At 70.7% G+C, this 18107-nt stretch carries 15 protein-coding genes and 1 pseudogene; 10 read left to right on the top strand and 6 right to left on the bottom strand.

Features of this window, described 5'->3' with window-relative positions; all coding sequences use genetic code 11:
• The first annotated feature begins 1 nt into the window (after position 1).
• The 4 genes from Pta02_RS38945 (at position 2) to Pta02_RS38930 (ending at position 5388) form a co-directional block, all read left to right on the top strand.
• A complete protein-coding gene (locus Pta02_RS38945) occupies positions 2-1852 on the top strand; it encodes a sensor histidine kinase (RefSeq protein WP_203880063.1) in 1851 nt (616 codons plus the stop codon).
• Positions 1853-1974: 122 nt separating this feature from the next.
• On the top strand, positions 1975-2286 hold the full coding sequence (locus tag Pta02_RS38940) for a hypothetical protein (protein ID WP_203880062.1): 312 nt from the start codon (positions 1975-1977) through the stop codon (positions 2284-2286).
• A 480-nt stretch (positions 2287-2766) separates the two neighbouring features.
• Positions 2767-4836 (top strand): chromosomal replication initiator protein DnaA, encoded by a 2070-nt coding sequence (locus Pta02_RS38935; RefSeq protein ID WP_203880061.1) that lies wholly within the window; start codon positions 2767-2769, stop codon positions 4834-4836.
• 309 nt (positions 4837-5145) lie between these two features.
• On the top strand, positions 5146-5388 hold the full coding sequence (locus tag Pta02_RS38930) for a DUF7455 domain-containing protein (protein ID WP_203880060.1): 243 nt from the start codon (positions 5146-5148) through the stop codon (positions 5386-5388).
• A gap of 153 nt (positions 5389-5541) precedes the next feature.
• Here the strand turns inward: Pta02_RS38930 and Pta02_RS38925 are convergent, their stop codons facing one another.
• Entirely contained in the window at positions 5542-7638 is a 2097-nt protein-coding gene (locus Pta02_RS38925) for a sensor histidine kinase (protein WP_203880059.1), read from the bottom strand.
• 262 nt (positions 7639-7900) lie between these two features.
• Here Pta02_RS38925 and Pta02_RS38920 point away from each other — a divergent pair, with 262 nt between their 5' ends.
• The gene (locus tag Pta02_RS38920) at positions 7901-9145 is read left to right on the top strand and encodes an EAL and HDOD domain-containing protein (protein ID WP_203880058.1); all 1245 of its coding nucleotides are present in this window, start codon (positions 7901-7903) and stop codon (positions 9143-9145) included.
• Between the two features lie 43 nt (positions 9146-9188).
• Here the strand turns inward: Pta02_RS38920 and Pta02_RS38915 are convergent, their stop codons facing one another.
• The gene (locus tag Pta02_RS38915) at positions 9189-10418 is read right to left on the bottom strand and encodes a serine hydrolase domain-containing protein (protein ID WP_203880057.1); all 1230 of its coding nucleotides are present in this window, start codon (positions 10416-10418) and stop codon (positions 9189-9191) included.
• 268 nt (positions 10419-10686) lie between these two features.
• Between Pta02_RS38915 and Pta02_RS38910 the strand changes: the two genes are divergently transcribed.
• From Pta02_RS38910 to Pta02_RS38900, 3 genes are all read left to right on the top strand, one after another.
• Positions 10687-11484 (top strand): GbsR/MarR family transcriptional regulator, encoded by a 798-nt coding sequence (locus Pta02_RS38910; protein WP_203880056.1) that lies wholly within the window; start codon positions 10687-10689, stop codon positions 11482-11484.
• 225 nt (positions 11485-11709) lie between these two features.
• Positions 11710-12318: a PadR family transcriptional regulator gene (locus tag Pta02_RS38905; RefSeq protein WP_203880055.1), complete on the top strand. Its 609-nt coding sequence runs from the start codon at positions 11710-11712 to the stop codon at positions 12316-12318.
• A complete protein-coding gene (locus Pta02_RS38900) occupies positions 12315-13106 on the top strand; it encodes an SGNH/GDSL hydrolase family protein (protein WP_203880054.1) in 792 nt (263 codons plus the stop codon). The genes Pta02_RS38905 and Pta02_RS38900 overlap by 4 nt, the downstream gene beginning before the upstream one ends.
• A gap of 22 nt (positions 13107-13128) precedes the next feature.
• On the opposite strand, the gene Pta02_RS38895 is transcribed toward Pta02_RS38900, so the two are convergent.
• Positions 13129-13851 carry an SDR family NAD(P)-dependent oxidoreductase gene (locus Pta02_RS38895; protein WP_203880053.1) on the bottom strand — a complete coding sequence of 241 codons (723 nt, stop codon included), beginning with the start codon at positions 13849-13851 and terminating at the stop codon, positions 13129-13131.
• 107 nt (positions 13852-13958) lie between these two features.
• Between Pta02_RS38895 and Pta02_RS38890 the strand changes: the two genes are divergently transcribed.
• Positions 13959-14594, top strand: a complete 636-nt coding sequence (locus Pta02_RS38890; RefSeq protein ID WP_203880052.1) for a TetR/AcrR family transcriptional regulator — start codon at positions 13959-13961, stop codon at positions 14592-14594.
• 108 nt (positions 14595-14702) lie between these two features.
• Here the strand turns inward: Pta02_RS38890 and Pta02_RS38885 are convergent, their stop codons facing one another.
• Positions 14703-15542, bottom strand: coding sequence for an NAD(P)H-binding protein (locus tag Pta02_RS38885; RefSeq protein WP_203880051.1), 840 nt, complete (start codon positions 15540-15542; stop codon positions 14703-14705).
• Between the two features lie 81 nt (positions 15543-15623).
• Here Pta02_RS38885 and Pta02_RS38880 point away from each other — a divergent pair, with 81 nt between their 5' ends.
• Positions 15624-16202: a TetR/AcrR family transcriptional regulator gene (locus Pta02_RS38880; RefSeq protein WP_239131563.1), complete on the top strand. Its 579-nt coding sequence runs from the start codon at positions 15624-15626 to the stop codon at positions 16200-16202.
• 243 nt (positions 16203-16445) lie between these two features.
• Here the strand turns inward: Pta02_RS38880 and Pta02_RS38875 are convergent, their stop codons facing one another.
• Positions 16446-17498 (bottom strand): BMP family lipoprotein, encoded by a 1053-nt coding sequence (locus Pta02_RS38875; protein ID WP_203880050.1) that lies wholly within the window; start codon positions 17496-17498, stop codon positions 16446-16448.
• Between the two features lie 235 nt (positions 17499-17733).
• Positions 17734-18107, bottom strand: a pseudogene (locus Pta02_RS38870) (hypothetical protein); the annotation flags it as partial.

Below are 18107 nucleotides of genomic sequence, written 5' to 3'. Positions count from 1 at the left end.
CATGCCCTCCACCTCCTGCACCTCCCACCGCATCCGCCGCACCGGCGTGGCCATGGCCGGCATCGTCCTGGTGCTCGGGCTGGTCGTCACCGTCGTGGTCGCCGGTCTCCTGGCCGCCGTGCAGAACCGGCAGACCGGCGAGCGCATGGACCGCCACCTGGAGGCCATGCGCACAGTGATCACCACCGAGGCCCACCGGCGCGTGGAGCTCCTGGGGCATCTGGCCGCCGCGGTGGGCTCCCAGACCGAACTGACCGCCGAGGAGTTCGACGCCATCACCTTCCGTCTGGCCTACCGGGGACTGGCGGGCACCAGCGAGGTGGGCTTCGCCGTCTCCGCCGACGACGCGCAGGTGCAGGCCGTACAGCGGGCCTGGCGCGCCAGGGGCTCGGCGGACCTGACCGTGCGGCCCGTGCAGACCGAGGAGCACCGGCTCGTCGTGCTCAGCCGCAGCCTGGACGGGCTCTCCACGGCCTTGGGATCGGACCTGTCTGCCGCCCCCGAGGCCGCCACCGCCATGGACGAGGCCCGCCGCAGCGGCCAGGTCACCGCCAGCCCCGCCTACGTGCTGCTGCGGGACCGCGCGCTGCCCGTCTCCCGCCAGCGCGTCTCGTTCGTGCTCGCCGCACCCGTCTACGGCGCCGCCTCCGCCCCCGACGCGGGACTGCTGCGCGGCTGGCTGCTGATGGGCGTGCGCGGCGACGAGTTCGCCGACGGGGCGCTGCGGCCGATCTCCCAGGGAGCGCTCAACGCCACGCTCTCCGACGTCTCCACGCCGGGCCGGGAGCGCCTGCTGGCCACCATGCGGACCGGTGAGCCGCTGGCAAAGGCGGACCTGTCGCGCCAGACCACCGTCACCGTCGCCGGCCGTCAGTGGAGGCTCCAGATCGAGCCCACCGCCCGCTTCTCCGCCGCCGGCGACTCCCACCTGCGGCAGGTGCTCCTGGTCTGCGGCGCGGTGATCAGCATCCTGCTGGCCGGGCTGGTCCTGGTGCTGTCCACCTCGCGTGACCGGGCGCTGGCCCGCGTGACCCAGGCGACCTCGGCGCTGAAGGCCGACATCGCCCGGCGGCGCGAGGTGGAGGCCCGCCTGCGCGAGCGCGAGACCGAGCTGGAGGCGTTCGCCGCGGTCGCCGCCCACGACCTGAAGTCCCCGCTCACCGTGATCATGGGCTACTGCGAGCTCGTGGAGGACAACCTCCAGGGGACGCCCGACCCGCAGGTGACCGGCTGGCTGAGCCGCATCCGCAGCGGCACCTCCAGGATGCAGCATCTCATCGACGACCTGCTGGCCTACGCCGCCGCCGGGGACGGCGCCCTCGACCTGGCCGAGATCGACCTCGGCCGCATGGTCGCCGACATCGTCATGGAGCGCACCTCCCACCTCGACCACGACCGCCCGCACGTCGAGTTCGGCCGGCTGCCGGTGGTCGTGGCCGACTCGCCCCGGCTGCGGCAGGTGCTGGACAACCTCATCGGCAACGCCATCAAGTACGTCCGCCACGGCTCGGCCGCCCAGATCGACGTCAGCGCCGAGCAGGAGGGCGGCATGTGGCGGATCTCGGTCGCCGACCACGGCATCGGCATCCCCGCCGACCAGCGCGACTCCGTCTTCGGGGCCTTCACCAGGGCGCGCGGCAGCGAGGGCTACCCGGGCACCGGCCTGGGCCTGGCCATCTGCCGCCGGATCGTCGACCACCACGGCGGGCAGATCCGCGTCGAGGACAACGAGGGCGGCGGGACCCGATTCTCCTTCACTCTTCCCGTGGCTCCCCGGGTGGCAAAACCATCATCAGCCAGGCAAAACACCCCGGAATCCGGCTTCCCCTTGTCCGTTTCCGGCTCCGACTGAAATGCTGTGCGCCGACGGTCGGATTCCCCTCTGACCAGCTGTTCAGAAAACCCGTGATACGTGTGCGACACGCCGGGTGATTGACCCTCAACAAGACTCTGATTCATATAAGGTCGTCGACCATGAGTAGACATGTGAAGCCGGGACGCGTCCCCAAGGGGGGCATCCGCCACAGCGTCCGTTTCATGCATGAGGACGTCTACCAGCACGCGCTGGAAACGTGGAAGGAGCTGGGCTTCGACAGCTTCAGCACCTACGTCGACTTCACCTTCTCCCTCGCCCACGGCAAGTGGAGGGAGCTGGGTTTCCGCAGCCCCGAAGAGGGTGCGGAGTACCTGATGGCACTCTCGCGCGGTTCGAAGGTCAAGCCTCCGCAGCCGCTCAACGCGAAAAAGAAGAAGAAGGCCGCGCCCCTCCGCGACGCCGCGGCCTAGTCAGAACCGGCCGGGTTGGCATCCGGCTTAGTTGGACCTTTCGAGGAGGCCGTACGGCCCCCCTCACCTCGACAGGCGAAGGAGCCCTGACCGCCGGGGATCGGCGGAGAACTTCATACGGAAACCAAGAAGGCCCCCGCGCCTATATCGCCTGCCAGCAAGTGCGCGAGGACCTTCCCCAGAGACATCGGATCGTCTTTGCTTAACCGCCCCGGTCCTGACCTCGCGGTCTGAACCCGGCCTGTTTCGCTGAAGCCGCAGCCAGTGTCTCTCTAGATCAGCCGTGTCTCTCCGAACCGAACAGGGCCTTGGAGCGACGGGGCTGTGCCATGGAGCCATGTACTTCTGGAGGCAAGAATAAGCGATGGCATCGCGGCTTTGCCAGTCATGCCCGATTTCGGCGTGTCCGATCAATCGGCAACTGGCCTGGCCGACCAGCACAATTCCATACAGGACCGGTCATCCGGCACATCTGACGGCGTGATTTTCCCCGCCTCAACGACCGGTCGCGACGCCTCCGGAGCCGCCGCCGAGCAGTGGGCCCTGTGCGCCCCCGCGCTCTCGGCCCGCGATCGCATGCGCCTGTCCCACGACGGCGGCCGCAACTATCCCCGCCGGCTCGAACGGGAGCTGACGGCCCGTCTCCCGGCCCACCCGGCCACCGTGTACCTCTACCACCACGGCATGACGAGCCTGCTCGTGGCCGACTTCGACGTCTCCCGCGCCGCGCTGACCGGCGCCGCCGACCCCCGGGCGGCAGTGGCCGCCGACGCCGACGACTTCGCCCGTCTGATCGTCTCCTGCGGGGGGAGCGGGTTCGGCGACGTCTCGCCCAACGGCGGCCGGCACTGCTATGTCCCCTGGTCGTCCAGGATCTACTTCGGTCCGATGAAGCTGCTGGCGCTCGCGCTGGCCCGCCGGTACGCCACGTTCGACCCCGGACCGATGGTCAACATCACCGACGGGCTGATCCGCCCCCCGGGCTCCCGGCACCGCTCCGGCGGCCACCAGCTGCTCACCACCCCCGTCGAGCACGTCCGGCGCGTCCTGGAGCGGCGCAACGGGCCCGAGGTCTGGTCACGGCTGCTCGACGCGCTCCAGCCCGAACTTGAGTCCCTCGACCTCGGCGCCGCCCCGCTCCACGAGCCCGCCCCCTCATCCGGCCCGGACCACGGCGCCGACCCGAAGGCCTCCGTGCCGTCGAGGCGGGAGCCGCTCGCCGTACCCGCGCCTCGCACCCCTTCCGGATCCGCCCGCCCCGGTACGGCGCCGCACGCCGAGGGATCCGCCCGCTCCGATACGGCATCGCGGGTCGCCCCCGGGTCGCCCGGCGACCGCTGGCTGCCCCGCCCCGGCGGCCCGCTCCCGCGCCTGTCGCCCCGGCTGGAGGAGATCGCCCGCACCGGCCGCTTCGATCCCCGCCAGTACGACTCGCCCTCCGAGGCCCGCCAGGCCGTCGTCTCCGGTGCGGTCGCCTGCGGCTGGCGGCCCTCGGATCTGACCTCGCGCATCCATTCGGGTGAGTGGCCCGGCCTGGCCGGTTTCTACGCCCGCTACGGCTCCTCCTCCGGACGTGAGAGGGCCCTGCACGCCGACTGGAAAAAAGCGGTCTCCTGGATCGCGGGGAGGGAATATGGCCGCGAGGTCCACACAAGGGGGAGAACTCACGGGGGGGGCCGGCCCTCCCCCCCACCCCCGGCTCTAGGGGCCCCGGCAGGTCCGGAAGTCCCGGACGCGCAGGTCGAGCACCTGAGATCGCTCAGGAGCTGGAACTCGGCCCGTTGCGCGGCCGAGCACCACCGCTGGACCGGAGCGCGGTCGCTGACTCTTCGCCGGGTGCTGCGGGCGATCCTGCGCGCCGCCCAGCAGCGCCGTTCCACGGTGGTGGGCTTCGGCGTGCGCAACCTGGCGTTGTTGTGCGGGCTGAACGAGTCGACGGTGGCCAAGGCGCTGCGCACGCTCAGGGAGGAGCCCGAGCCGTTCATCGAGCTGGTGCAGGCCCATCGGGGCGAGCACGCCGACACCTACCGCCTGGTCGTCCCCGAGGGCTACGCAGAGGCGGCGCGGTGGCGGCGCTGGCAGCCGGGCAGGCTCGGCGGAGTGCACCCGGTGTTCAGGGTCCTGGGCGGCCCGGCCGCGTTCGTGCACGAGCAGCTCACCATCGACGCGCCGGTGGCCACGTTCGAGGTGCAGGGGCTGGCCGGGCTGTCGGCGACCGCGGCGAGCGCGGGGCTGCGTGCCCTGGCCGAACACGGCCTGGCCGAACGGCGGGCGGGGGGCTGGGTGCGTGGGCCGGCCGACCCGGACGAGGTCGCCCGGCAGCTCGGCGTGCCCGAACTGGTCCAGGAGATCGCCGCCAGATACCGCAGAGAACGCGCCGAGTGGCGGACCTTCCTGTCGATGATGCGCTCCGCCGGGTGCGGCGAGGAGGCGGCGGACGCTCATCCGATCCCGTTGCAGCAGGTCGCGGACGCGGGGCCGCCGCCGTGGATGGAGGCCGAGCCCCACGGGCCGCCCGCAGTGCCCGGGCCGGTGCTCACCCGCCTGTGAGGCGGGCTCTTCACCGTGCCCGCAGCCGCCCGTGCCCGGTGTCCCCCGTCGGCGGCGGCCGAGACCGGCCGTGCCCGCAACCGACCGGCACCTTCGCCGCCCCTGTCCGGCTACGTGCAGCGTGCTCAATGGAAGGTAGGTGACCGATCTCACGGTCGCCGGATCCGTAGAGGGGGACGGCCATACAGGCCTCCCGCGAACGCGAATCGGCTGATGGACGGGGCAGAGATGCTCAACTGCCGCCCCGAACGACCGATTATGTGACGGACCGACCATATAGACCGTAATCAACGGTTAGGGGTTGAATTTATGACGATCACCGCAGAGAGGGTTCTGCAGGGCGACCCGCTGAAGATCGCCGACCGTTGCGATCAGTGCGGCGCGCAGGCCTTCGTCCGCGTCCTCTTCAGCCAGAACCGTGACCTGCTGTTCTGTGGCCACCACTACCAGCGTCACGAGCCGGTCCTGATGACCCGATACCCGTACGTCAGCGTGGTCGACGAGCGGCACAAGATCAACCAGAAGCCGAGCGTGTCCGCGAACGCGGACTGAGCCGGTACCCGCCGGCATACCCCGCATGCCGGCGCGGCGGTCGGCGGCCTCGACCGGCCCGACCCGCCGCAGTGTTCCGCGGACACCGGCCGGCTTGATCCCGGGCCTGTCCCGGATGCCCCAGGGCCTTCGAAACCCCCGGCGGAACCCTCTTCAGGGTTCCGGCCGGGGGCTTTCGCGTTCCCCGGAGGAGAGCGACGCGCCGGACCCGGAGGACGGGAGGTCGGCGTGCGCGGCCGGGAGGGTGAAGTGGAAGAGCGATCCGCCGCCCGGATTGTCCTCGACGCCGATCGTGCCGCCGTGCCGTTCGACGATGCGCTTGCAGATGGCCAGGCCGAGACCGCTGCCGGTGTAGCCGGCCTTGACGTGGGCGCGGTGGAAGTTCTCGAAGATCACTTCATGCTGGCCGGCAGGGATGCCGATACCGCGGTCGGCGACCTCGACCCGGACGAGATCCGGGCCCTGCGGGCAGGAGGTGACGGTGACCTCCGGGGTGCTGCCGGGAGCGGTGTACTTGATCGCGTTGCCGATCAGGTTGTCCATCAGCTGGCGCAGCAGCGCCGCATCGGCTCGGACCTCGCCCAGTTCGCCGAGGTGGAACAGGGGCGTTTGCCCGCCGGGCATGTCGCTGCGCGCGGTGACGACGTCCTCGACGACGTCCTTGAGGGAGACGGGCACGGGCGCGATCGCCGCGTCCCGCGCGGTGGTGTGGGCGAGCAGGTCCTGGATCAGGTTGCGCATGCGGGCGGTGGCCCGCTTGATCCGGACGATGCTGGCCTTGATCTGCTCGGTGTCCTCGGCGCGCAGCTCCTCGGTGATGGTGTCGGCGAGGATGTCCGTCCAGCCCTCCATGGTGGTCAGGGGGTTGAGCAGGTCGTGGGAGACGACGCCGGCGAAGGAGGCCAGCTCGTCGTGGTGCCGGCGTTCGGCGGTGACGTCGTGCAGGACCACGATCGCCCTGTCGCCCTCCGACGACGGCAGCGGGATCGCGCTGACGCTGAGCATGCGGCTCTCGCCCCCGCCGGGGTCGCGCACCAACATGTCCACGCCCTCGACCGTCTCCCCGGCCAGGGCCCGCCGGTGCGGCATCTCCTGCCCGGAGACGGGGCTGCCGTCGGGATGCAGGACGCCCTGCCCGTCGGAGAAGACGGCCGAGGGGTCGTCGGTCCATCCGAGCAGGCGCCGGGTCGCGGGATTGCTCATGACGAAGCGCCCGCCGGTGTCGACCACCGCCAGGCCGTCGTTCATCGAGTTGACGATCGTGCTCAGCAGCCTGGCCTGCCGGGAGGCGGCCTTCTCGGCGGTCGCCAGCCGCCGCACGAGAGCGTCGCGCTCGTCGCGGCCGAGTGCGATCAGCAGGCCGACGATGGTGACCAGCCCGACGAACACCTGCGCCACTACGGCCCGCACGGCGGGCGTTTCGATGGGGGCGAACGGGCCGTGCCCGTTCAGCGTGAACAGCACGACGGCCGTCCCGGTGAACAGGCCGTGCAGGACCACCAGGGTCGTGCCGAAGCGCAGGCCCGCCCAGACCGTCACCGTCAGCAGCGGGAACGCCAGCGGAAGCCCCTGGCTGATGGCGAAGGCCACCACGTACGCCGCGGCGGACACCGCGACCAGGGCGATGCCCTCAAGGCACTTCCATACGCTCGTCCCGCGGAGCAGCCGGCGCAGGGCGGAGGGGGCGCGCGGGCCGAGCGCACCGAACAGGTGGCTCATGCGGATGCCGACCGCGCCGATCAGCACGATGCTGACGATGTTGCGGATCATCCAGACCGCCGTGGACAGCCACGTCCACGGGCCGCCGAGCAGCCAGACCGCCGTCGGGCCGATGGCGGTGGAGCACGCCGTGCTGACGGTCGCCAGCAGCAGCAGCATCCACATGTCGCGCACCCGGTCGAGCCGCCCCCAGCCGGGGGCGTGCCACATCTCGGGCAGCAGCTCCCTGAACAGCAGGAGGAACACCCCCACCTGCGTCAGGTTCGCCAGCACGAAGCACGACGCCAGCAGCGCGGAGGCGCCGGTCAGCACGTTCACCGAGAAGGTGGCGGCGGAGAAGACCGCGACGTCGAGCCAGCGCAGGCGGCCCTCGTGGCGCTGGGCCACGAACCACAGCATCGCCACACCGGCGGCGGGCCACACCAGGCTCAGGCTCGACCTGTCGATCAGGGTCATCCGGCCCAGGTACGACATGATCAGGTACAGCGCGGCGAACGCGACGGTACGGCCCAGCGCGGGCGTCACGGGCATCGGCCACCCGCCCGCCGTACCGCGCCCGGCCCGTCCGCACAGCCCCGGGCCCGCACCGACAGAGGCCGTCGCACCGTTTTGAACAGGATCACCCGATCCTCATCCCCGGAATGCGACAGAGGGTAACGGGTCGGACGGCCAGGGTAACCGTATTTCCGGAGATCGAGCCTGTAACGTCGTCTCCACCGGCCCGAGGGCCCGGAACCCATGTTCTTTCCAGGAGATTCCTCACATGCCGCCTTCGGCCGACGATGTACATGGCATGCGTTCCGCCGACACTCCTGTCGACACCGGTTGGCACCGGATCCACATCGGCCGTCAGCCGATCCATGACGTGACGGGCGCGCTGGTGGCCTACGAGCTGCTCTTCCGTTCCCACTCCCAGGCGCAGGGGGCGACGGCGCGGGGCGCCGAGGCGACCAGTCAGGTGATCGTCAACGCGTTCAGCGAGTTCGGCCTGGAACGGCTCACCGGCTCCCACCTGTGCTTCATCAACCTGACGCGTGAGTTCCTCGTCGGCGAGCTGCCGCTGCCCTTCGACTCCGGACCGGTCGTGCTGGAGGTCCTGGAGACCATCCGCATCGACGAAGAAGTGATCGCCGGAGTACGCAAGCTGGCCGAGCAGGGCTTCGCCATCGCACTCGACGACTTCGTCCTCGGCAACGACCACGAGCGTCTGCTGGAGATCGCCTCCTACGTCAAGATCGAGGTCTCCGGGGTCGACCCCGACCTGCTGCGCTCGCGCGTGGAGGCCTGCCGCGCCTACCCGGGCCTGCGCCTGGTGGCCGAGCGACTGGAGACCGAGGCCGACCTGCAGCTGGCCAAGGATCTCGGGTTCACGCTGTTCCAGGGCTATCTGCTGGGCAAGCCCCGGGTGCTGTCGCTGGACACGCTGGCGCCCAGCCGGCTGCGCCACCTGGAGCTGATCAGCAAGCTCGCCGACGAGGACACCGACATCGAGCAGGTGGCGGCGATCGTCACCGCCGACCCCGCGCTGTCCTACCGGATCCTGCGCGCCACCAACTCCGCGGCGGCCGGGCTGTGGCACCGGATCGCCTCGGTCAACGACGCCATCATGGTCCTGGGCACCGAACGCCTGCGGCACTGGGTGACGCTGATGCTCCTGAGCGACGTGGTCGACGACGGACAGGGCGTCGACACCGAACGCATGTCGCACATCCTCACCCGGGCACGCCTGTGCCAGCTGCTGTCCAGGTCCCTGGGCCTGCCCAGCGACAAGGCGTTCACCGTCGGGCTGCTGAGCGGCATCGCCGACCTGCTGGGCGTGCCCCCGCAGGAGCTGGTCTCCCACCTGTCCCTCAGCAAGGACGTCTCGGCCGCACTCATCGACCAGTGCGGCCCCCTGGGCTCGGTCGTCACCACCGCCAAGGCCTACGAGCAGGGCGAGATGCCCGACCCGCAGGATGAGACGGCCCAGCTGGCCCACGCCTACCTGACGGCCGTCGACTGGTCGATGAACATCTTGACGTCCTCCTCCTCGACGTAGGCGCCGGGGACTCCTGCCGGACGGCCCCGGCGCGAGTCCGCCGTCAGTCGTCGATCGCCTGGTAGAGGGTGGTCCAGAAGTCGTGGATCAGCCGCGCCGGATCGGGGACCGACAGCCCGACCTGGGTGAGCAGGATCCCGGTGAGGCGGTTGGCCGGGTCGGCGTACGTCGTGGTGCCGCTCCCGCCGTCCCAGCCGAACTGGCCGACGGGCGCGTAGTCGCCGCGGTAGGTGCGCACCGCCATCCCGAAGCCCCAGCCGCCGTGCTGCCCCTGGCCGAACGAGACGTGGACGTTGTTGGTGGCCAGGGCGTTGCGGGCGGCGTTCTGCTCGGGCGTGAGGCGGTTGGTGGTCATCAGCTCGACGGCGGCCCGCGACAGGATCCGCTCACCGCCGTGCATGCCGCCGTTGAGCAGCATCCGGAAGTAGGCGTGGTAGTCGTCGACGGTGGAGACCAGCCCGCCTCCGCCGCCCTGGAAGGCCGGAGGCTCGCTCCAGCGTCCGCCCTTGGCCTCGTCCCACACGTGGAACTCCCCGGTCTGCGGGTCGGGGGCGTACAGGTTCGGCAACCGGTCGATCTTGTCATCGGGCACGTGGAAGGCGGTGTCGGTCATCCCCAGCGGATCGAAGATGCGCTCACGCAGGAACGCCTCGAACGATTGACCCGTGACCCTGGCCACCAGCACGCCCAGGAGGTCGTTGCTGATCTGGTACTGCCAGTGCTCTCCTGGCTGGTGCATCAGCGGCAGCTCGCCCAGGCGGCGCATCCACTCCTCCGGCCCGGGCATCGGCACCGGCAGATTGGGGGTGAGCCCCCGCTCGAAGATCGCATTCATGATCGGGGTGCCGATCGACGTCAGGTCCATGCCGAGCCCGAACGTGGAGGTCATCAGGTCCCGCACGGTGATCGGCCGCCGCGCCGGCACGGTGTCGTCCAGCGGGCCGTCGATCCGCCTGAGCACCTGGCGGCCGGCGAGCTCGGGCAGCCACGGTTCCACCACGTCGTCCAGTCGCAGCCTGCACTCGTCCAGCAGGACCATCGCCGCCGCGATCGCGACCGGCTTGGACGTCGAGGCCATCCGGAAGATCGTGTCCCGGCGCATCGGCGCGCCACCGTCACGGTGCATGGTCCCGATCGTCTCGACGTGCGTCTGCCCGCCGCGGCTGACCAGGGCGACGAGCCCGGGGATCTTCCCGGAGTCGACATACCGCGTCAGCACCCCGCGCACCCTGCGCAGTCCCGCCTCGGAGAAGCCACCATCGCCGTGTCTCATCGTCAATCTCCTCACCGGCATCCGCCGTTGTTCGAGAACCTCTGAACGCATGTGAAGCTACATTGCATTCATAAATCAGTCAACAGATTTTGAGGCCGTATATACCTGTCAAACCCAAGCTAGATGGCCTTCTTTGCAATGAGTGTGAGTCTGAATGCAATGGGAGTTCGGGATTGCATTGCAATGAGGTGTGGGTGAATGCATACTGGGCGGCGGGTGTGCGGGAGGCGGGCTCCGCGTACGCAGGCAGATGGGAGACGAGGCACCGATGCCCGGAGGCAGACTCACCGATGAGGACCGTCGGCACATCGCCGCGGGGCTGGCCGAGGGACTCGGATACGCGGAGATCGGCCGGCGTCTGGGCCGGCCCGCCTCGACCGTCATGCGGGAGGTCACCCGCAACGGCGGGCCCGACGGCTACGGAGCGGACCGGGCGCAGGAGGCCACCCGGCACCGTGCGCGCCGGCACAAGCAGGCCCGGCCCGCGGCGCCGCCGGTCTTCGACAGCGCCCCGGGGCGTGACCCCCGGGCGGTGCAGGAGTTCACGGAGTCCTTCACCGCACTCCTCATCCGGCAGGGCCTGCCCCGGATGGAGGCCAGGGTGCTGGCCTGCCTGTACATCACCGACTCCGGCACCCTCACCGCCGCCGACCTGGTCCAGCGGCTGCGCGTCAGCCCGGCGTCGATCTCGCACGCCGTCGCCTTCCTCGAACAGCAGGGAATGCTCAGACGGGAACGCCCCGCCGGCGCGCGGCGCGAACGCTATGTCATCGACGACGAGATCTGGCTCCGGTCCATCCTGGCGTCGTTGCAGATGAACGAGGCGCTGGAGGCCGCATCGCGCCGCGGGGCAGAGATCCTCGGGGTCGCGACCCCGGCGGGCGCCCGCTTCGAGTCCTCAGCCGAACTCATCCTCCTGATGAGCGAGGCCTTCCGGCAGGTCATCGACCAGTGGCGGCGGAAGGTGACCGGTAGCGCTGCCGGGGACACAGCCGGGGACATTGTCGGAAACGCTGCCGAGAACGCAGCGGGGTACCCTGCAGCCCGGAGCACCGGGCTGCAGTGAGAACCTCCCGGCCGCCATCGGCGCAGCGAGGTTGAACGTGTTCAAGCAAAAGCTTACGTGTATCGCTTAAGTGAATCGAGTTAAGCGAAATACTTTGCTCTCGTACGTCTGAGTTGCGATAACCCTCGTTAACGTAAGTCAGAAACAGGACCGATCTTGCCTCCCCGGACCTCTCCTCCTATAGTCACGTCCATGACTACTCAATTCCTTGAGTACAGCTAGCCGATGGCTCTGCGGCACGCGGTGCTGGCGGCGCTGCTGGACGGTGAGTTCAGCGGCTACCAGCTGACGAAGATCTTCGATGTGGGCGTCTCCGACTTCTGGTACGCCACCCCGCAGCAGCTGTACGCCGAGCTGGCCAAGATGGAGACCGACGGCCTGCTGACGGGCCGCCGGGTGGTCCAGCGGGGACGTCCCGACAAGCGGGTGTTCACCGTGACCGGGGCAGGTCTCGCCGAGCTGGCCGCCTTCGCCGCGGCGCCGGCCAAACCCCTGCTGATCCGCGACGACCTGATCGTGAAGGTCCACGCCTGCGACCTGCTGGCCCCCGGCCCCCTCATCGCCCAGCTCCAGGAGCGCGCCGCCGAGGCCGCGGCCAAGCTGGAGCTGTTCGGCAAGATGCTGCTCCGCCTGCGGGGCGAGCTGGAGGAGGAGGAGTTCCTGCGCCGGGGGGAACGTGTCGGCCCGTACCTCACCTGCCTGGGCGGGCTCCGCCTGGAGCGGCAGATGCACGAGTGGTGCCTGCAGACGGCGCGGACGCTGAGCGAGCGCGCCGTACGAGACGGGACCGCGCAAGACGAGAGCGCACAACAGGAGAAGGGAGCGTTGTCGTGACCGCCTATCACCGGTACGTCGCCCTCGGGGACAGCCAGACCGAAGGACTCGGCGACGGCGACGACGTGCGGGGTCATCGCGGCTTCGCCGACCGGCTCGCCGAGCAGCTGGCCCGCCTCAACCCCGACCTGCTCTACGCCAACCTCGCCGTACGCGGCCGGCTGGCCGCCCAGGTCCGCGACGAACAGCTCGAGGCCGCCCTGAAGCTGAGCCCCGACCTGGTCACCGTCATGGCGGGCATGAACGATCTCATCCGCCCCCGGTTCGACGCGGCCGAGGTGGCCGGCGCCCTGGAGGAGATGTTCGCCGCGCTGACCGCCACCGGGGCGCACGTGGTCACCGTGACCTTCCCCGACATCGGCAGGATCGTCCCGATCGCACGGCGGCTGCTGCCCAGGGTGCTCGACCTCAACGCCCGCATCCGCCAGGCCGCCGCCCGTCACGGCGTGATCCTCATCGACACCTTCCCGCTCACCTCCGTCACCGACGCGCGGATATGGAGCGCCGACCGGCTGCACGCCAGCCCGCACGGCCACTCCGTGATCGCCGCCGCGCTGGCGCACGCGCTGGAGCTCCCCGGCAGCGACGGCACCTGGATGGACCCGCTCCCGCCGCTGCCCGCACCGGCCGCCTGGCAGGTGGCGGCGACGGAGGCGCGCTGGCTGGCCTCGTTCGCCGGACCGTGGATCGGCCGCCGCCTGCGCGGGCGCTCCTCCGGCGACGGCCGTACGGCCAAGCGCCCCGCCCTCCTGCCGGTCGTCGCGCCCGGCGGCCAGGCGGCCCCCTGACCCTCCGCCTCGTCGGAGGGAGTCAGCGGCCGAAGGCGCCGACCAGGGCCTCGGGCCGGTCACGGGTGGCGTACAGGTCCCAGAAGTGGTCGGCGAAGACATCGGGGTGGATCACCTCCGGTTCGAACCCGAGCGGTTCGGCCGAGGAGGTGATCGCCCGGTGCGGCACGCTGCCCTCGATGAGGGCGCCGACGTTGACCGCGCCCACGTACACACCCTTGTCGGCCAGCGAGGCGTTGAGCGTGTGGACGTAGTTGCGCAGCGCGGCCTGGGCCATGCCGACGTTGCCCAGGAACGGGGTCGGGTGCAGGCCCGACTGGCCCGCGGTGAACAGGATCGCACCCTCGCCGCGCTCGACCATGCCGGGCAGCACCTGCCGGACCAGGGCGACCGCCGACAGCAGGAAGCGATCGAGGATCAGCTGCGTGTTCTCGACGTCGACGTCGAGCGCGGCCTGGATGCCCTCGCCCATGTCGCCGCCGCCCGGACTGAACTCCGCGACGTCGATGCGCCCGTAGGCGCGCCCGATGGCCGCGACGGCGTCCGCGATCTGGTCGCGGTCGTAGACGTCGGCGGTGAAGCCGGCCGCCTCGATGCCGTCGGCGGCCAGTTCGGCCACCAGGCGGTCGAGGTTGGCGGCGGTACGGGCGACGAGCGCGACGCGGAAGCCTTCGCGGCCGAAGCGGCGGGCGACGGACAGGCCCAGGACGGGACCGGCACCGAAGATCGCAAGGGTCTCGGGCATGCGGAAGTCAGCTCCTTCGAGGGATCTCAATAAGTTGACCGTACTCTCAACTTATTTGGAGCGTACGCATAAGTTGGGAGTACGGTCAACTTAGGTAGGATCGGCTCATGCCGCCCCGCACGAAGCCGCTGAGGAAGGACGCGCAGCGCAACCGCGACCTGCTCGTCACCACCGCCCGCGAGCTGTTCGCCGCCCGGGGCCTGGACGTCTCCCTCGACGAGATCGCCCGCACGGCGGGGGTCAGCAGCGGCACGCTGTACAACCACTTCCCCGAGCGGGCCGACCTGGTCGAGGCCGTCTTCGCCGACCGCGTCGCGACCGTGGCCGAGATCGCCGAGCACGCCCTGGCGATGGCCGACCCGTGGGCGGGCCTGGTCCACTTCCTGGAGCGGGTCTGCGAACTGCAGGCCGCCGACCGCGGATACAACGACCTGGTCTCCCGCCGCCTCCCGCAGGCGCCTCCCACCGAGGAGCACGCGCGCGGCTACGAGTCGATGGTGCGGATCCTCGACCGGGCGCGGGAGTCCGGGGCGCTGCGCGAGGACGTCACCCTGGAGGACATGGCCTTCCTGACCTGGGGAACGGCTCGGACGGTCGAGGCCACCGCCGCAGTCAGGCCCCAGGCCTGGCGCCGCCACCTGGCGTTGATGCTGGACGGCCTGCGGGCCACGGCGGCCCGCCCCCTGCCGGAACCGCCGCTGCGACCGGACGAACTGGCGGAGATCATGCGCGCCTGCTCCTGACCCGCGGCGCACGTCCCGGGTGGGAACGCCCAGCAGGGGGCGGCCCGCCCCTGGTCCTCGCTCGGCTCCGGTCCTCCGCCCGGTCCCGGGCTCCGGCGCGCTCCGGGCTCAGCGGAAGGCTCCGGCGTTGCGCGCCGCCCAGTCGGCGAAGGCGCGCGGCGCCCGGCCGAGGACCCGCTCGACGTCGGGGCTGATCCGCCGCTCGGCGGGGATGGGCTCGCCGAGGATGGCCAGCGTCGTCTCCACCACGGGTCCGGGCATGAACGTCAGCATCTGCGCACGTGCCTCCTCACGGGTCTGCTCGGTGAACCGGACCGGCTCGCCGAGCGCGTCGCCGATCGCCGCGGCCTGCTGGCGGGGCGTGCTGAGAGCGGGCCCGGTCAGCTCGTAGATCTGCCCTGTGTGACCGTCCCGGCTCAGGGCCGCGGCGGCCACCTCGGCGATGTCGGCCGGGTCGACGACCGGCAGGCCGACGTCCCCGAAGGGGGCGGCGACCGTGCGCCGGGTGCGGACCGACTCGGCCCAGGCGAAGGCGTTGGAGGCGAAGCCGCCGGGCCGCAGGATCGTCCAGTCCAGGCCCGAGACGCGGACGGCGTCCTCGATGGACTGCCCGGTGCCCCCGTGGGAGGCCGATTCCGGCCTGGTGGCGACGCCCTGGGAGGACAGCAGCACGACCTGCCGCACTCCGCCGGCTCTGGCGACATCGAGGATGGCGCCCAGATCCAGTAGATGCGCGCTGACGCCGGTGTTGTGCAGGAACAGCGCCCCGGCGCCGTTGAGTGCCTCCCGCAGGCTCGCGGGCTCGGTGAGGTCGGCCGGCACGTGCCGGACCCCGGCCGGGACCGGCGACGGCGTGCGGGAGACCGCCGTCACCTTCTCCCCTGCCAAAGCAAGCACTTGGACAAGCTCGCGTCCGACGTTACCGGTCGCACCCGTCACGACGATCATGATGTGTCCCTCTCTGAGTTAGTTGACTAACTAAGAACGGACCATAGCGGGTGGCTCCGCCGTACGTCTAGAGTTAGTCAGGTGGCTGACTCAACAGGGGTCCGGCGGCAGCCGGGGAAACGGGAACGGCTGGCGGCCGCCGCCGTACGGATCCTGCACGAGCAGGGGGTCGAGAAGACGACGCTGGCCGACATCGCCAAGGCGGCCGAGGTGCCGGTGGGCAACGTCTACTACTACTTCAAGACCAAGGACCAGCTCATCGAGGCGGCGATCGAGGCGCACCGGCGCGACCTGGGGGAGATGACCGCCTCGCTCGCCCGGTTGCCCACCCCGCGGGAGCGGCTCAAAGCCCTCCTGAACGGCTGGGTGGAACAGCGCGAGCTCGCCGCCCGGTTCGGCTGCCCCACCGGGACGCTGGCCTCGGAGCTCGACAAGCGCGACGACGGTCTCGACCGCGCGATCGCCGACGTCATGCGGACGCTGCTCGACTGGGCCGAGCTGCAGTTCCGGGAGATGGGGCGCGAGGACTCGCGCGAGCTCGCCGCCGCCCTGATCGCCGCCTACCAGGGGATATCCCTGCTCACCAACACCTTCCGCGACCCCGAGCTGATGGCCGTGGAGGGCCGCCGGCTGGAGCGCTGGATCGACTCCCTGGCCTGAGGGCCCGGGTCCGGCGAGCGGCCGGAGTGTTTACGCCGTAAACACCGCCATGGGTCCGCCGTACTCCACGAGCGGTGTTTACGCCGTAAACACCGCCGCGGATCCGCCGTACCCCACGAGCGCGGAGTACGGCGCGCCGCGAGCGGTGCCGCGAAGTGTTTACGGCGTAAACACTCACCGCCGGCCGGTCCGTGGAGTGTTTACGCCGTAAACACTCCACGGGTCGGGAGGCCGGGGTCCGGGTCAGGGCTTGGTGGGAACCGTGACGGCGCCGTCGAGGATCTGCTGGCGGATGCTGTCCACCTTGCGCTGCACCGCGCTCACGGCCTTGGTGTTGGAGACCGAGTAGCCCACGCCGTCGGTCTTGAGGTCGAAGCGCTTGACGCCCCCGGCGCGGTCGCCCTTGATGAAGGCCTGGATCTCCTGGAAGACCGCGTTGTCCACGCGCTTGATCATCGAGCTCAGGATGGAGTCCCGGACCCCGGCCTCGGCGGTCTGGTACTGGTCGGAGTCGACTCCGACGGCCCAGGTGCCCTTGCGGGCGGCGACCGCCTGCAGCGAACCGGCGCCGGACGCTCCGGCGGCGGTGTAGACGACGTCCACCCCGTCGGCGAGCATCCGCTCGGCGATCTCCTTGGCCTTGTCGGGGACGCCGAAGCCGCTGAAGTCCGGGGGAGTGGACAGATAGTCGACGCTGACCCGCACACCCGGCCGGGCCTTGCGGGCACCGGCGGTGAAGCCCGCCTCGAACTTCTGCAGCAGCGGCATGCGCACGCCGCCGATGAACCCGATCCGGCCGGAGCGCGACTTCAGGGCCGCCGTGGCTCCGACGAGGTAGGAGCCCTGCTCCTCGGCGAAGACCAGGGAGACCACGTTCGGGGCGCTGAAGGAGTCGTCGTCGACGATGGCGAAGGTGGTCTCGGGGAACTCCGCGGCGACCGTCTGGACGGCCTTGGCGTACAGGAAGCCGACCGCGATGACGGGGTTGCGCCCGGCCTCGGCCAGCTCGCGCAGCCTGGTCACCCGCTCCTCGTCGGTCTCCTCGGAGAGCGTGACCTCGACCCCGTCGACCTCCAGCTCCTTCTTCGCCCGGTCCAGGCCCGCGGCCGCCGCGTCGTTGAAGCTCTTGTCGCCCCGGCCGCCCTGGTCGAAGGCGAGCCCGACGCGCACCTGCTCCAGGCCCAGGCCGTCGCTCTCGGCGGCGGCGAGGCGGAGTGCCGGTTCCGGTTCGGCGCCGCACCCGGCGAGGGCCGTGACGGCCACGGCGGCCAGCACGGCCATGCTCCTGTAGCGCACTGTGGTCTTCCTTCTCGTCATGGACGACGCGGTCGGATCGGTCTGTTCGGTTGGTGGAACGAGGGCTGCGGGACGGCGAAGTGTTTACGCCGTAAACACCTGGAGTGCTCCGGCCGTGGACACCGGCGGGTGTTTACGGCGTAAACACCTCGGGCGCTCGCGCCGTGGACGCCTCCAGGTGTTTACGCCGTAAACACTCGGGGCCTTCACGACGTGGACACCCCGGCCGGCCGGATCAGTGGCGGAACTGGCCGACGGCCTCCCGCAGGCGCTGGGACACGCTGTTGAGCTCGGCCACGGTCTGGCGCGAGCGGGTGATGTCGGTGTCGACCTCGGAGGCCGAGGAGGCCACCAGGGCGATGTTGTCGGCGATGCGGGAGGCCCCGGCGGCGGCGTCGGCCACGTTGCGGTTCATCTCGTTCGTCGTCGCGGTCTGCTCCTCCACCGCACTGGCGATCGTCAGCTGGTAGCTGCTGATCCCGGAGATGACCTCGCTGATCTTGTTGATGGCGCCGACCGCGGCGGTGCTGTCGGTCTGGATGGCCTGCACCAGACGGCCGATCTCGTCGGTCGCCGAGGCGGTCTCCTGGGCCAGGTTCTTGACCTCGT

Origin of the sequence: Paraplanobispora takensis, from assembly GCF_016863195.1 — a bacterium.
Taxonomy (GTDB): Bacteria; Actinomycetota; Actinomycetes; order Streptosporangiales; family Streptosporangiaceae; genus Planobispora; species Planobispora takensis.
Note: the sequence above shows the minus strand (reverse complement) of the source record. Positions and strands in the feature narration are given on the sequence as shown.

Bases quoted from the DNA above. Each gene is read 5' to 3' on its own strand.
- Pta02_RS38945 (WP_203880063.1), top strand. From the start codon at position 2: ATGCCCTCCACCTCCTGCACCTCCCACCGCATCCGCCGCACCGGCGTG.
- Pta02_RS38940 (WP_203880062.1), top strand. From the start codon at position 1,975: ATGAGTAGACATGTGAAGCCGGGACGCGTCCCCAAGGGGGGCATCCGC.
- Pta02_RS38930 (WP_203880060.1), top strand. From the start codon at position 5,146: ATGACGATCACCGCAGAGAGGGTTCTGCAGGGCGACCCGCTGAAGATC.
- Pta02_RS38925 (WP_203880059.1), bottom strand. From the start codon at position 7,638: ATGCCCGTGACGCCCGCGCTGGGCCGTACCGTCGCGTTCGCCGCGCTG.
- Pta02_RS38920 (WP_203880058.1), top strand. From the start codon at position 7,901: ATGCGTTCCGCCGACACTCCTGTCGACACCGGTTGGCACCGGATCCAC.
- Pta02_RS38915 (WP_203880057.1), bottom strand. From the start codon at position 10,418: ATGAGACACGGCGATGGTGGCTTCTCCGAGGCGGGACTGCGCAGGGTG.
- Pta02_RS38910 (WP_203880056.1), top strand. From the start codon at position 10,687: ATGCCCGGAGGCAGACTCACCGATGAGGACCGTCGGCACATCGCCGCG.
- Pta02_RS38905 (WP_203880055.1), top strand. From the start codon at position 11,710: ATGGCTCTGCGGCACGCGGTGCTGGCGGCGCTGCTGGACGGTGAGTTC.
- Pta02_RS38895 (WP_203880053.1), bottom strand. From the start codon at position 13,851: ATGCCCGAGACCCTTGCGATCTTCGGTGCCGGTCCCGTCCTGGGCCTG.
- Pta02_RS38890 (WP_203880052.1), top strand. From the start codon at position 13,959: ATGCCGCCCCGCACGAAGCCGCTGAGGAAGGACGCGCAGCGCAACCGC.
- Pta02_RS38885 (WP_203880051.1), bottom strand. From the start codon at position 15,542: ATGATCGTCGTGACGGGTGCGACCGGTAACGTCGGACGCGAGCTTGTC.